Source organism: Micromonospora sp. WMMD1082, assembly GCF_029626175.1.
Lineage (GTDB): Bacteria > Actinomycetota > Actinomycetes > Mycobacteriales > Micromonosporaceae > Micromonospora.
Genome location: NZ_JARUBM010000002.1, coordinates 6,970,324 through 6,983,933, shown reverse-complemented (window position 1 = coordinate 6,983,933; position 13,610 = coordinate 6,970,324). Strand labels below are relative to the sequence as shown.

The window sequence follows — 13,610 nt, the reverse complement described above, 5'->3', positions numbered from 1 at the left end:
TCCCGCCGATGGACGAGGTGACCCGGATCCCGGTCGGCGGCGAGCGGCCGTACGACGTGCTGGTCGGGCGCGGCCTGCTCGACGCGCTGCCCGGCCTGCTCCCCGACGCCACCCGGGTGGCGGTGCTGCACGCCCCGCCGCTGAAGGAACTGGCCGACGCGATCGGTGCCCGGCTGGGGGCGGCCGGCGTCACCCCGTTGCCGATCGAGGTGCCCGACGCCGAGGCCGGCAAGCACGTCGACGTGGCGGCGCAGTGCTGGGACCGGCTCGGCGAGGCGGGGTTCACCCGTACCGACGCGGTGGTCGGCCTGGGCGGCGGCGCGATCACCGACCTGGCCGGCTTCGTGGCGGCGTGCTGGCTGCGCGGGGTGCGGTGGGTGCCGGTGGCCACCTCGTTGCTGGGCATGGTCGACGCGGCGGTGGGCGGCAAGACCGGGATCAACACCGCGGCCGGGAAGAACCTGGTCGGTGCCTTCCACCCGCCGGTGGGGGTGCTGGCCGACCTGGCCACCCTGGACAGCCTGCCCGCGGCGGACCTGGCCGCCGGCCTGGCCGAGGTGGTCAAGTGCGGGTTCATCGCCGATCCGGTCATCCTCGACTTGATCGAGCGCGATCCGGCCGCCGCGACCGACCCGGCCGGGTCGGTCGCCCGGGAGCTGATTGAGCGGGCGATCCGGGTCAAGGCCGACGTGGTCGCGGGCGACCTGCGCGAGTCGGGCGTGCGGGAGGTGCTCAACTACGGGCACACCCTGGCCCACGCGATCGAGAAGGTCGAGGGGTACCGCTGGCGGCACGGCCACGCGGTCTCGGTCGGCCTGGTGTACGCCGCCGAACTGGCCCGCCTCGCTGGCCGGCTGGACGCGGCCACCGCACGGCGGCACCGTGACGTGGTGACCGTGCTCGGCCTGCCCACCGGCTACCCGGCGGATGCCTGGCCCCGGTTGCTGGCCACCATGCGGGTGGACAAGAAGGCCCGGGGCAGCCGGCTGCGCTTCGTGGTGCTCGACGGGCTGGCCCGGCCGGCGATCCTGGAGGGCCCCGACGACGACCTGCTGCACGAGGCGTATCGCGCGGTCTGTTCATGAGGGTGTACGTGCTCAACGGGCCGAACCTGGGGCGCCTCGGCACCCGCCAGGTCGACGTGTACGGCGGGACCAGCTACGCCGACCTGGTCGCACTCTGCGAGTCGACCGGGCGGGACCTTGGCCTGAGCGTCACGGTCCGGCAGACCGACGCCGAGCACGAGCTGATCGGCTGGCTGCACGCCGCCGCCGACGAGGGGGCCGCCGTGGTGCTGAACCCGGCCGCCTGGTCGCACTACTCGATCGCGGTCCGGGACGCCTGCGCCATGCTGCGCGGCCCGCTGGTCGAGGTGCACATCTCCAACATCCACGCCCGCGAGGAGTTCCGGCACCACTCGGTCGTCTCGGCGGTCGCCACCGGCGTGATCTGCGGCCTCGGGGTGGATGGCTACCGCCTCGCCCTGCACCACGTGGCCACCCTCCGCGATCAGCCCGGCTGACGCACCCACCCACCGCGCCCGCCCTCCCGCGTTCCCTCCCGCAGCGACCGGACCGGCGGACGTGCCTGCCCGCCGCGACTACCCTGCGTGCCGGCTACCTTCGGTGACGATCCGGCGACCTCGACCCGATGCCCCTCTGCTCGCTTTGCTCTGCTTCAACCCACGCAATAGCTCGTGAACAGCGCTTCTGTGGTGCGCCTGAGTGATCTTCGCGGCGTTGATCGCCACGAGGAGTGACTGTTGCGTGGGTTGAAGCAGAGCAAAGGGGCGAAGGGGTGGGTGGGGGTGGGGGGTGGAACGTCACTGACGGTGTCGGTTCGACGTGCCGAATGCGGCCAGGGACGGCGGGCGGCGGGTTTCCCAGTGGCGAGTAGACTTGGCAGGTCCGTCCGCCAAATGATGATCAAGGCAGGAAATGGCCACCACCAACGACCTGAAGAACGGCCTGGTACTCAACCTTGACGGGGAGCTCTGGTCCGTCGTCGAGTTCCAGCACGTCAAGCCCGGCAAGGGTGGTGCGTTCGTGCGTACCACGCTGAAGAACGTGCTCTCCGGCAAGGTCGTCGACAAGACCTTCAACGCGGGCACCAAGGTCGAGACCGCGACCGTGGACAAGCGCACCATGCAGTATCTCTACGCCGACGGCGAGGACTACGTCTTCATGGACATGGAGACGTTCGACCAGATCACGGTGCTCGGCGGGACGGTCGGCGAGGCGGCCAACTACCTGCTGCCCGAGGCCGAGGCGATCGTGGCCACCCACGAGGGTGTGCCGCTCTACGTCGAGCTGCCGACCTCCGTCGTGCTGGAGATCACCTACACCGAGCCGGGCCTGCAGGGCGACCGCTCCACCGGTGGCAACAAGCCGGCGACCGTGGAGACCGGCGCGACCGTGCAGGTGCCGCTCTTCATCACCACCGGCGAGAAGATCAAGGTCGACACCCGCGACGGCCGTTACCTCGGCCGCGCCTGATGGCCGAGGGTCCGAAGCAGCAGATGCCGGCGCGCCGCAAGGCGCGCAAGCGGGCGCTGGACGTGCTCTTCGAGGCCGACCTGCGTGATCGTCCACCGGTCGAGGTGCTCGCCGGCTACCTCGAACGGATCGAGAAACCGCACCCCGCCCACCTGGGTTACGCGGTCGGCCTGGTCGAGGGCGTGGCCGGGCACCTGGACCGGATCGACGAGGTGATCTCCAGCTACGCCGAGGGCTGGACGCTGGACCGGATGCCGGTGGTCGATCGGAACCTGGCCCGGATCGCCGTCTACGAGCTGCTCTACGTCGACGAGATCGACGACGCGGTGGCGATCAGTGAGGCCGTCGAGCTGGCCCGGCAGATGTCGACCGACGACTCGCCCCGCTTCCTCAACGGCGTGCTCGGTCGGATCGCCGAGTACGCCACCCGCTGACGGCCGGAGATCGCACCCCGGACGACGCGAAGGGCCCGTGCCGGACGGCACGGGCCCTTGCGGTGCTCTGCTCAGGAGGCGAAGAACGCCCGCGGGTCGGCGACCAGCACGCCGTGCTCGGTCAGCCGCTCGATCAGGCCGGACGGCGAGGCGTCGTAGACGATGGCGAGGGCTCGCAGGTCGTCGGCGCGGATCGACAGCACCCGGCCGTTGTAGTCACCGCGCTGCTGCTGGATGGCGCGCGCGTACCGGGCGACGTAGGCGAGATCCTCGCTGGCCTCGTCGTAGAGGCGCTCCAGGTCCAGGACGATCTTGCTGGTGGGCTCGTGCCGCACTCCGCTGCCGTCGGGCAGCAGCTCCGAGACCGGTACGCGGTAGAACTCGGCCAACTCGGCCAGGCGGGACACCGTGACGGCCCGGTCGCCGCGTTCGTACGAGCCGACCACCACCGCCTTCCAGCGCCCGTTCGACTTCTCCTCCACTCCCTGCAGGGACAGGCCCTGCTGCTGGCGGATGGAGCGCAGGCGGGCGCCCAGAGACTTGGCGTATTCAGAGGGCATTCGGACACTCCCAGTGCTGCTCGGGGTTCTCCCAGCGATCGCTACGGAGCGTGACGGTACGGGGATTCGTACACCTGGTCAAGTGGTGGTGACGTTCCCGTTGAGCACACCGGGTGAGTTGTCCCGTTTCGTCGGGCTGATCGGGTGGTCAGTGAACGTCGACGCGCCCGCCGTGCCCGGGCGCGGGTGCGGCGGCGACCACTGGTAACGTGGCTGCAGCCCCTCCGCCGGCCACCCGCAGGCCGGCCCGGAGGACCCGACGTCCTTTAACGACCCGTCCCGTGAGGCGGGAAAGGAGGTCCGCCGTGGCCTACCCATCGGCTGCCCCGTCGTCGCCACCGCGACAACCCTCGGTGAAGGTGATTCTGACCAGCGCCGACGTGCACCGCGTCGTCGACCGGATCGCCCACCAGATCCTCGAGAAGACCCAGGGTGCCGCCGACACCGTGCTGCTCGGCATCCCCACCCGGGGCGCCCCGCTCGCCCGCCGCCTCGCCGCCCGGATCAGCGCCTTCGAGGGCATCTCCGTGCCGGTCGGCGTGCTCGACATCACCCTCTACCGCGACGACCTGCGCCGGCAGGGCACCCGGGCGGTCGGCCCGACCCAGCTGCCCGCCAGCGGCATCGACGGCCGGCGGGTGATCCTCGTCGACGACGTGCTCTTCTCCGGCCGCAGCGTCCGGGCCGCCCTCGATGCGCTCGGTGACCTCGGGCGCCCGGCGTCGGTGCAGCTCGCCGTCCTGGTGGACCGCGGGCACCGGCAGCTGCCGATCCGCGCCGACTACGTCGGGAAGAACATCCCGACCGCGCTCGCCGAGAGCGTGAAGGTGACGCTGGCCGAGACCGACGGCAACGACGAGGTCCGGCTCTACGGGGAGGTCATCCAGTGATCAGGCACCTGCTCTCCGGAGCCGACCTCGATGCCGACACCGCCACCCAGATCCTGGACACCGCCGCCGAGATGGCGGCCGTGGCCGGCCGCGAGGTCAAGAAGCTGCCCGCGCTGCGGGGCCGGACGGTGGTCAACCTCTTCTACGAGGACTCCACCCGCACCCGGATCTCCTTCGAGGCGGCGGCCAAGCGGCTCAGCGCCGATGTGATCAATTTCTCGGCGAAGGGCTCCAGCGTCGCCAAGGGCGAGAGCCTGAAGGACACCGCGCTGACCCTGCAGGCGATGGGGGCCGACGCGGTGGTCGTCCGCCACCCGGCCTCGGGTGCCCCGCACCGGCTCGCCGACTGGGTCGACGGCTCGGTGGTCAACGCCGGTGACGGCACGCACGAGCACCCCACCCAGGCGCTGCTCGACGCGTACACGGTGCGCTCCCGGCTGGGTCGGCTGGCCGGCCTGTCGGTGGCGGTGGTCGGCGACGTGCTGCACTCCCGGGTGGCCCGCTCCAACGTGCTGCTGCTCTCCACCCTCGGCGCCAAGGTCACCCTGGTCGGACCGCCCACCCTCATTCCGGTCGACATCGCCGCGGCGCTCGCACCCGGCACGAACGTCTGCTACGACCTCGACGCGATACTGCCGTCGGTGGACGTGGTGATGATGCTGCGGGTGCAGCGGGAGCGGATGAACGACTCGTACTTCCCGTCCGCCCGCGAGTACGCCCGCCGCTACGGCCTGGACGGTCCGCGCATGCGCCGGCTTCCCGAGCACGCGATCGTCATGCATCCCGGCCCGATGAACCGGGGCATGGAGATCACGCCGGAGGTCGCCGACTCGGCCCGCTCCACCATCGTCGAACAGGTCACCAACGGGGTCTCCGTCCGGATGGCCGTCCTCTACCTGCTGCTCGGGGGGAACAACCGGTGAACTCGTACCTGCTCAGGAACGTCAGCGTCCTCGGCGCGGCACCGACCGACCTGCTGATCCGCGACGGCGTGGTCGCCGAGGCCGGCCCGGGTCGCTCCGCGCCCGACGCCACCGTGGTCGAGGCCGACGGGCTGGTCGCCCTGCCCGGCCTGGTCGACCTGCACACCCACCTGCGCGAGCCCGGCCGGGAGGACGCCGAGACCGTCGAGACCGGTTCCCGATCGGCGGCGCTGGGCGGTTACACCGCGGTCTGCGCGATGGCGAACACCTCCCCGGTGGCCGACACCGCGGGCGTGGTGGAGCAGGTCTGGCGGCTCGGTCGCGAGGCCGGGCTGGTCGACGTGCAGCCGATCGGCGCGGTCACCGTCGGCCTGGCCGGCGAGCGCCTCGCCGAGCTGGGTGCGATGGCCGACTCCGCGGCCCGGGTGCGGATCTTCTCCGACGACGGGCACTGCGTCGCCGACCCCCGGCTGATGCGCCGCGCCCTGGAGTACGTGAAGGCCTTCGACGGGATCATCGCCCAGCACGCCGAGGAGCCCCGGCTCACCGAGGGCGCGCAGATGCACGAGGGCGAGGTCTCCGTCCGGCTGGGCCTGACCGGCTGGCCGGCGGTGGCCGAGGAGGCGATCATCGCCCGGGACGTGCTGCTGGCCGAGCACGTCGGCAGCCGGCTGCACGTCTGCCACGTCTCCACCGCCGGCAGCGTCGAGGTGCTGCGCCAGGCCAAGGCCCGGGGGGTACGCGTCACCGCCGAGGTGACCCCGCACCACCTGCTGCTCACCGACGCCCGCGCGGAGAGCTACGACCCGGTCTTCAAGGTCAACCCGCCGCTGCGTACCGCCACCGACATCGCCGCCCTGCGCGCCGCCCTGGTCGACGGGGTGATCGACATCATCGCCACCGACCACGCGCCGCACGCCGTGGAGGACAAGGAGTGCGAGTGGGCGTACGCCCGGCCGGGCATGCTCGGGCTGGAGACGGCGCTGTCGATCGCGCTCGACGTGCTCGGCCCCGAGTGGGATCTGATCGCCGAGCGGATGTCGCGCACCCCGGCCCGGATCGCCGGGCTGACCGAGCACGGCCGCGATCCGGTGCCCGGCGCGCCGGCCAACCTCACCCTGGTCGACCCGGCGGTGCACCGGGTGATCGAGCCGGCGGAGCTGGCCAGCCGCAGCCGCAACACCCCGTACGCCCGGATGACGCTGCCCGGTCGCATCGTGGCGACCTTCCTGCGTGGCGAGGCGACGGTCCTGGACGGAAAGGCTGTCAAGTGATGGCACGGCGTACAGCGGCGATCCTGGTCCTGGAGGACGGGCGCACGTTCCCCGGTGAGGCGTACGGCAGCGTCGGCGAGACCTTCGGCGAGGCGGTCTTCAACACCGGCATGACCGGTTACCAGGAGACGCTGACCGACCCGTCGTACCACCGGCAGGTGGTGGTGCAGACCGCCCCGCACATCGGCAACACCGGCATCAACGCCGAGGACGACGAGTCACGGCGGATCTGGGTGGCCGGCTACGTGGTGCGCGATCCGGCGCGGGTCAGCTCGAACTGGCGGGCCACCGGCGGGCTGGAGGACCGGCTCGCCACCGAGGGCGTGGTCGGCATCAGCGGGGTGGACACCCGGGCGTTGACCCGCCACCTGCGCGAGCGCGGTGCGATGCGGGTCGGCATCTCCAGCGTCGACGACGATCCCCGCGCGCTGCTGGGCCGGGTCCGCCAGGCGCCGCAGATGCTCGGCGCGGACCTCTCCACCGAGGTCACCACCGCGCAGCCGTACGTGGTCGCCGCCGAGGGCGAGCACCGGTTCACGGTGGCCGCGCTGGATCTGGGCATCAAGCGCAACGTGCCGCGCCGGCTCGCCGCGCGCGGCGTGACCACCCACGTGCTGCCGGCCGACTCGACGATCGAGGACCTGCTGGCCACCGGGGCCGACGCGGTCTTCTTCTCGCCCGGCCCGGGTGACCCGGCCACCGCCGACGGCCCGGTCGCGCTGGCCCGCGAGGTGCTGCGCCGGAAGGTGCCGCTGTTCGGCATCTGCTTCGGCAGCCAGATCCTCGGTCGGGCGCTCGGCTTCGGCACCTACAAGCTCGGCTACGGCCACCGGGGCATCAACCAGCCGGTCCTCGACCGGGCCACCGGCAAGGTGGAGGTGACCAGCCACAACCACGGTTTCGCCGTGGAGGTGCCCGGCGTACGGCCGGGTGCGGTGGTGCCGGACCAGGTGATCGAGACCGAGTTCGGTGGCGTGCAGGTGAGCCATCTCTGCCTCAACGACAACGTGGTCGAGGGGCTGCGGGCGCGTGACGTGCCCGCCTTCACCGTCCAGTACCACCCGGAGGCGGCGGCCGGTCCGCACGACGCGGACTACCTCTTCGACCGGTTCGCCGAGTTGATCGAGGGCCGGACCCACAGCGAGGGGCGTACGAATGCCTAAGCGGACCGATCTCACCCACATCCTGGTGATCGGCTCCGGGCCGATCGTCATCGGGCAGGCCTGCGAGTTCGACTACTCCGGCACCCAGGCGTGCCGGGTGCTGCGCAGCGAGGGGATCCGGGTCAGCCTGGTCAACTCCAACCCGGCCACCATCATGACGGACCCGGAGTTCGCCGACGCCACCTACATCGAGCCGATCACCCCCGAGTTCGTCGAGCTGGTCATCGCCAAGGAGCGGCCCGACGCGGTGCTGCCCACCCTCGGCGGGCAGACCGCCCTGAACACCGCGGTCGCGTTGCACGAGGCCGGTGTGCTGGAGAAGTACGGCGTCGAGCTGATCGGCGCCGACATCGACGCGATCCGTCGCGGCGAGGACCGGCAGCTGTTCAAGGAGATCGTGGCGAAGGCGGGCGTACGCCTCGGCGTCGCGGACCCGGCGGCGCTGGTGCCGCGCTCGCGGGTGTGCCACTCGATGGACGAGGTCCGCGAGACGGTGGGGGAGCTGGGCCTGCCGGTGGTGATCCGGCCCTCGTTCACCATGGGCGGCCTCGGCTCGGGCATGGCGCACACCGACGCCGACCTGGAGCGCATCGCCGGCGCCGGCCTGGCCGCGAGCCCGGTGCACGAGGTGCTGATCGAGGAGAGCGTGCTCGGCTGGAAGGAGTACGAGCTCGAACTCATGCGGGACCGCCACGACAACGTGGTGGTGGTCTGCTCGATCGAGAACGTCGACCCGATGGGCGTGCACACCGGCGACAGCGTGACCGTGGCGCCGGCCATGACGCTGACCGACCGGGAGTACCAACACCTGCGCGACCTGGGCATCGCGGTGCTGCGCGAGGTCGGGGTGGACACCGGCGGCTGCAACATCCAGTTCGCGGTCAACCCGGCTGACGGCCGGATCGTCGTGATCGAGATGAACCCCCGGGTGTCCCGCTCCTCGGCGCTGGCCTCCAAGGCGACCGGCTTCCCGATCGCGAAGATCGCCGCGAAGCTGGCCATCGGCTACACCCTCGACGAGATCCCCAACGACATCACCCTCAAGACGCCGGCCGCGTTCGAGCCGACGCTGGACTACGTGGTGGTGAAGATCCCCCGGTTCGCCTTCGAGAAGTTCCCCGGGGCGGACCGGGAGCTGACCACCACGATGAAGTCCGTCGGCGAGGCGATGAGCCTCGGGCGCAACTTCACCGAGGCGCTGAACAAGGCGATGCGCTCGATGGAGACCAAGGAGAGCGGATTCTGGACCGTGCCGGATCCGGTCGGTGCGACCCGGGAGAACACGCTCGCCGCGCTGGCCATCCCGCACGACGGGCGGCTCTACACGGTGGAGCGGGCCCTGCGGCTGGGTGCATCGGTCGCCGAGGTCACCGCCGCCTCCGGCGGGATCGATCCGTGGTTCGTGGACCAGATCGCCGCGCTGGTCGAGCTGCGCGCCGAGATCGTGGCGGCGCCGGTGCTCGACGCGGAGCTGCTGCGCCGGGCGAAGCGGGCCGGCCTGTCCGACGGGCAGCTGGCCGCGCTCCGCCCCGAGTTGGCCGCCGAGGGCGGCGTGCGGACGCTGCGGCACCGGCTCGGCATCCGGCCGGTCTACAAGACCGTGGACACCTGCGCCGCCGAGTTCGAGGCCACCACCCCGTACCACTACTCCTCCTACGACACGGAGACCGAGGTGGTGGGCTCGGCCCGGCCGAAGGTGCTGATCCTGGGCTCCGGGCCGAACCGGATCGGTCAGGGCATCGAGTTCGACTACTCCTGCGTGCACGCGGTCATGGCGCTGCGGGGCGAGTTCGAGACCGTCATGGTCAACTGCAACCCGGAGACCGTCTCCACCGACTACGACACCGCCGACCGGCTCTACTTCGAGCCGCTGACCTTCGAGGACGTGCTGGAGGTCTGGCACGCGGAGGACTCCTCCGGCCGGGCGGCCGGCGGGCCCGGGGTGGTCGGGGTCATCGTGCAGCTCGGCGGGCAGACCCCGCTGGGGCTGGCCCAGCGGCTCAAGGACGCGGGCGTGCCGGTGGTCGGCACCTCCCCGGAGTCGATCCACCTGGCCGAGGAGCGGGGCGCCTTCGGGTCGCTGCTGGGCCGGGCCGGCCTGCGCGCGCCCGCGCACGGCACCGCCACCTCCTACGACGAGGCGAAGGAGATCGCCGACGAGATCGGCTACCCGGTGCTGGTCCGCCCCTCGTACGTGCTGGGCGGGCGCGGGATGGAGATCGTCTACGACGACGTCACACTGCGCGACTACATCGGTCGGGCCACCGACATCTCCCCGAACCATCCGGTGCTGGTCGACCGGTTCCTGGACGACGCCATCGAGATCGACGTGGACGCGCTCTGCGACGCCGACGGCGAGGTCTACCTCGGCGGGATCATGGAGCACATCGAGGAGGCCGGCATCCACTCCGGCGACTCCTCCTGCGCCCTGCCACCGATCACCCTGGCCAGCTCGCACGTCGCCCAGGTCCGCCGCTACACCGAGGCGATCGCGCGGGGCATCGGCGTACGCGGCCTGCTCAACGTGCAGTACGCGCTGAAGGACGACGCGTTGTACGTGCTGGAGGCGAACCCGCGGGCCTCGCGTACCGTGCCGTTCGTCTCGAAGGCCACGGCGGTGCCGCTGGCCAAGGCAGCGGCCCGGATCGCCCTCGGCGCGACCCTCGCGGAGCTGCGTGCCGAGGGGATGCTGCCGGCGACCGGAGACGGTGGCACGCTGCCGCCGGACGCCCCGATCGCGGTGAAGGAGGCGGTGCTGCCGTTCAAGCGGTTCCGCACGCCGGCCGGCAAGGGCGTGGATTCACTGCTCGGCCCGGAGATGAAGTCGACCGGCGAGGTGATGGGGATCGACACCGGCTTCGGGCACGCGTTCGCCAAGTCGCAGTCGGCGGCGTACGGTTCGCTGCCGACCGAGGGCCGGATCTTCGTCTCGGTGGCGAACCGGGACAAGCGCGGCATGATCTTCCCGATCAAGCGCCTGGCCGACCTGGGCTTCGAGATCGTCGCGACCAGCGGCACCGCCGAGGTGCTGCGCCGGTACGGCATCGCCTGCGAGCTGGCACCGAAGCACTACGAGGCGGGCTCCGACGACGACGCGGTGTCGCTGATCCTCGGCGGCCGCGTCGCCCTGGTGATCAACACGCCGCAGGGTTCGGGTGCCAGCGCCCGCTCCGACGGCTACGAGATCCGCAGCGCGGCCGTCACCGCCGACATCCCGTGCATCACCACGGTGCCCGGTGCCGCCGCCGCGGTGATGGGTATCGAGGCCCGCATCCGTGGCGACATGCAGGTCCGCCCCCTCCAGCACCTGCACGCCACCCTCCGGTCCGCCCAGTGACCCCCCAACTCCCGCTGATCATGAAGTTGTTGTCGACGGCTCCGGCGTGTCGTGCCAACAACTTCATGATCAACTCCTGGGTCCGGGGGGTTGGGGTGGGGTTGGGGAGGTGGGTGTGATGTTTGAGGGGGGTGTGCGGCGGGGGTTGTTCCGGGTCGGTGGGGGGGACGCCGAGACGGCGCACGAGTGGGTGTTGCGGCGGTTGGCGGGGATGTCGCGGGTGCCGGGGGTGCTGACGGCACTGCGGAGGCGGTACGCCGTGGCGGCGCCGCGCACGGTGTTCGGGGTGCGCTTCCCGAACCCGGTCGGGCTGGCCGCCGGGATGGACAAGGACGGGGTGGCGCTGCCGGCGTGGCCGGCGCTGGGCTTCGGCTTCGTGGAGGTCGGCACGGTGACGGCGCACCCGCAGCCGGGCAACCCCCGGCCGCGGCTGTTCCGGCTGGTCGACAGCGAGGCCGTGATCAACCGGATGGGGTTCAACAACGGCGGGGCGCAGGCGCTGGCGGACCGGCTGGCGGCGCTGCCCCGCCCGCTCGGCGTACCGCTGGGGATCTCGCTGGGCAAGTCGAAGGTGACGGCGCTGGACGACGCGGTGGCGGACTACCAGGCGTCGTACCGTGCGCTGCGCGGGCACGGTGACTACTTCGCGGTCAACGTCTCCTCGCCGAACACCCCGGGGCTGCGCGCGTTGCAGGACCGCGCGCACCTGGACGCGCTGCTGACCGCGCTGGTGGGGGAGAAGCCGGTGCTGGTGAAGATCGCCCCCGACCTCACCGAGGCGGCCATCGCCGAGGCGGTGGAGGTGTGCCTGGCCCGGGGCGCCGCCGGGGTGATCGCCACGAACACCACCCTGGGCCGGGACGGGCTGGCCCCCGCCGACCGGGGCCGCGCGGGCGAGGCCGGTGGCCTGTCCGGCCGCCCGCTGGCCGACCGGGCCCGGCAGGTGGTCGCCTTCGTGCACGCCGAGACGGGCGGGCGGCTGCCGATCATCGGGGTGGGCGGCATCGTCGACCCCGACGACGCCGTCCGGATGTTCGACGCGGGTGCCAGCCTGGTCCAGCTCTACACCGGCTTCGTCTATCGTGGCCCGGCGCTGCCCCGCGCGGTCGCCCGCGCGGCGGCGGTGACCGGGGCGTGACACCGGAGGAGATCCTCGCCGCGGACGCCGCGCACGTCTGGCATCCGTACGCGGCCGTGCCGCCGGCCGTGCCGCCCTACCTGGTCGACGGCGCCGAGGGGGTGCGGCTGCGGCTCGCCGACGGCCGTGAGCTGGTCGACGGCATGTCCTCCTGGTGGGCGGCGATCCACGGCTACCGCCATCCGGTGCTGGACGCGGCGATCACCGGCCAGCTGGGGAGGATGAGTCACGTCATGTTCGGCGGGCTCACCCACGCCCCGGCCGTGGAACTGGCCCGCACCCTGGTGGAGCTGGCGCCCGACGGGCTGGAGCACGTGTTCCTGGCCGACTCCGGCTCGGTCAGCGTCGAGGTGGCGATCAAGATGTGCCTGCAGTACCAGCGGGCCACCGGCCGGCCGCAACGCCGCCGGCTGGGCACCTGGCGGGGCGGGTACCACGGCGACACCTTCCACCCGATGAGCGTCTGCGACCCCGAGGGCGGCATGCACCACCTCTGGGGGGACGTACTGCCCCGGCAGGTCTTCGCCCCGGCGCCGCCGGGTGGCGTCGACACCCCACCCGATCCGGCGTACGAGGCGGCGCTGGTCGAGGCGGTCGAACGGCACGCCCACGAGCTGGCGGCGGTGATCGTCGAGCCGGTGGTGCAGGGCGCCGGCGGGATGCGCTTCCACCACCCGCACTATCTGCGGGTGCTGCGTGAGGTGACCCGCGCGCACGGCGTACTGCTGATCTTCGACGAGATCGCCACCGGCTTCGGTCGCACCGGCACGATGTTCGCCGCCGAGCACGCCGGGGTGGCCCCCGACGTGATGTGCGTCGGCAAGGCGCTCACCGGCGGCTATCTCACCCTCGCCGCCGCGCTCTGCACGGCGGAGGTGGCGCGGGGCATCAGGGCCGGCGGCGTGCTGGCGCACGGCCCGACGTTCATGGGTAACCCGCTCGCCTGCGCGGTCGCCAACGCCTCCCTGGATCTGCTGCGGGCCGGCGACTGGGCCGGGCAGGTGTCCCGGCTCCAGCGGGGCCTGCGCGCCGGTCTTGAGCCGCTGCGCGGTGCGCCGGGCGTGGTGGACGTGCGGGTGCTCGGCGGGATCGGCGTGGTCCAGCTGGACCACGAGGTGGATCTCGCGGCGGCCACCGCCGCCGCGGTGGCGCGGGGGGTGTGGCTGCGTCCGTTCCGGGATCTGGTCTACACGATGCCGCCGTACGTCACCGACGACGCCGACCTGGCGCTGATCGGGGCGGGAATCTCGGCAGCGGTCGCGGCGGGCTGAGTAGGCGCATGCCGGCGGCGATCAAGATTGAGTAGCCGGAACCGGCGATCGTTGCAAGATCGAGTAAGGGCTTGTCGGCGCGCGGAACTGATTGAGTAGCCCGGGCGCGCCATGTGGAGCGGTTG

At 72.1% G+C, this 13,610-nt stretch carries 12 protein-coding genes; 11 read left to right on the top strand and 1 reads right to left on the bottom strand.

Annotation, left to right across the window (positions count from 1 at the left end; translation table 11 throughout):
* The first annotated feature begins 8 nt into the window (after positions 1–8).
* The 4 genes from aroB to nusB all read left to right on the top strand — a co-directional run bounded on the left by aroB (position 9) and on the right by nusB (position 2,929).
* On the top strand, positions 9–1,085 hold the full coding sequence (gene aroB, locus O7615_RS32095; protein WP_278181537.1) for a 3-dehydroquinate synthase: 1,077 nt from the start codon (positions 9–11) through the stop codon (positions 1,083–1,085).
* Positions 1,082–1,522 (top strand): type II 3-dehydroquinate dehydratase, encoded by a 441-nt coding sequence (gene aroQ, locus O7615_RS32090; RefSeq protein ID WP_278181536.1) that lies wholly within the window; start codon positions 1,082–1,084, stop codon positions 1,520–1,522. The genes aroB and aroQ overlap by 4 nt, the downstream gene beginning before the upstream one ends.
* 415 nt (positions 1,523–1,937) lie before the next feature.
* Positions 1,938–2,495 (top strand): elongation factor P, encoded by a 558-nt coding sequence (gene efp / locus O7615_RS32085; RefSeq protein WP_278181535.1) that lies wholly within the window; start codon positions 1,938–1,940, stop codon positions 2,493–2,495.
* Positions 2,496–2,518: 23 nt separating this feature from the next.
* Positions 2,519–2,929 carry a transcription antitermination factor NusB gene (nusB, locus tag O7615_RS32080; protein WP_278182309.1) on the top strand — a complete coding sequence of 137 codons (411 nt, stop codon included), beginning with the start codon at positions 2,519–2,521 and terminating at the stop codon, positions 2,927–2,929.
* 71 nt (positions 2,930–3,000) lie between these two features.
* On the opposite strand, the gene O7615_RS32075 is transcribed toward nusB, so the two are convergent.
* A complete protein-coding gene (locus O7615_RS32075; RefSeq protein ID WP_007458348.1) occupies positions 3,001–3,489 on the bottom strand; it encodes a transcriptional regulator in 489 nt (162 codons plus the stop codon).
* Between the two features lie 305 nt (positions 3,490–3,794).
* Here O7615_RS32075 and pyrR point away from each other — a divergent pair, with 305 nt between their 5' ends.
* From pyrR to O7615_RS32040, 7 genes are all read left to right on the top strand, one after another.
* Positions 3,795–4,379 carry a bifunctional pyr operon transcriptional regulator/uracil phosphoribosyltransferase PyrR gene (gene pyrR, locus O7615_RS32070; RefSeq protein WP_278181534.1) on the top strand — a complete coding sequence of 195 codons (585 nt, stop codon included), beginning with the start codon at positions 3,795–3,797 and terminating at the stop codon, positions 4,377–4,379.
* Positions 4,376–5,302, top strand: coding sequence for an aspartate carbamoyltransferase catalytic subunit (locus O7615_RS32065; RefSeq protein ID WP_278181533.1), 927 nt, complete (start codon positions 4,376–4,378; stop codon positions 5,300–5,302). The genes pyrR and O7615_RS32065 overlap by 4 nt, the downstream gene beginning before the upstream one ends.
* Positions 5,299–6,576 (top strand): dihydroorotase, encoded by a 1,278-nt coding sequence (locus tag O7615_RS32060; RefSeq protein WP_278181532.1) that lies wholly within the window; start codon positions 5,299–5,301, stop codon positions 6,574–6,576. The genes O7615_RS32065 and O7615_RS32060 overlap by 4 nt, the downstream gene beginning before the upstream one ends.
* Positions 6,576–7,739 (top strand): glutamine-hydrolyzing carbamoyl-phosphate synthase small subunit, encoded by a 1,164-nt coding sequence (gene carA, locus O7615_RS32055; protein WP_278181531.1) that lies wholly within the window; start codon positions 6,576–6,578, stop codon positions 7,737–7,739. The genes O7615_RS32060 and carA overlap by 1 nt, the downstream gene beginning before the upstream one ends.
* Positions 7,732–11,076, top strand: coding sequence for a carbamoyl-phosphate synthase large subunit (gene carB, locus O7615_RS32050; RefSeq protein ID WP_278181530.1), 3,345 nt, complete (start codon positions 7,732–7,734; stop codon positions 11,074–11,076). Before carA ends, carB begins: the two co-directional genes overlap by 8 nt.
* A 115-nt stretch (positions 11,077–11,191) precedes the next feature.
* The gene (locus O7615_RS32045; protein WP_278181529.1) at positions 11,192–12,214 is read left to right on the top strand and encodes a quinone-dependent dihydroorotate dehydrogenase; all 1,023 of its coding nucleotides are present in this window, start codon (positions 11,192–11,194) and stop codon (positions 12,212–12,214) included.
* Positions 12,211–13,485: an adenosylmethionine--8-amino-7-oxononanoate transaminase gene (locus O7615_RS32040; protein ID WP_278181528.1), complete on the top strand. Its 1,275-nt coding sequence runs from the start codon at positions 12,211–12,213 to the stop codon at positions 13,483–13,485. The genes O7615_RS32045 and O7615_RS32040 overlap by 4 nt, the downstream gene beginning before the upstream one ends.
* Positions 13,486–13,610: the final 125 nt, after the last annotated feature.

Bases quoted from the DNA above. Each gene is read 5' to 3' on its own strand.
- aroB (WP_278181537.1), top strand. From the start codon at position 9: ATGGACGAGGTGACCCGGATCCCGGTCGGCGGCGAGCGGCCGTACGAC.
- aroQ (WP_278181536.1), top strand. From the start codon at position 1,082: ATGAGGGTGTACGTGCTCAACGGGCCGAACCTGGGGCGCCTCGGCACC.
- efp (WP_278181535.1), top strand. From the start codon at position 1,938: ATGGCCACCACCAACGACCTGAAGAACGGCCTGGTACTCAACCTTGAC.
- nusB (WP_278182309.1), top strand. From the start codon at position 2,519: ATGCCGGCGCGCCGCAAGGCGCGCAAGCGGGCGCTGGACGTGCTCTTC.
- O7615_RS32075 (WP_007458348.1), bottom strand. From the start codon at position 3,489: ATGCCCTCTGAATACGCCAAGTCTCTGGGCGCCCGCCTGCGCTCCATC.
- carA (WP_278181531.1), top strand. From the start codon at position 6,576: ATGGCACGGCGTACAGCGGCGATCCTGGTCCTGGAGGACGGGCGCACG.
- carB (WP_278181530.1), top strand. From the start codon at position 7,732: ATGCCTAAGCGGACCGATCTCACCCACATCCTGGTGATCGGCTCCGGG.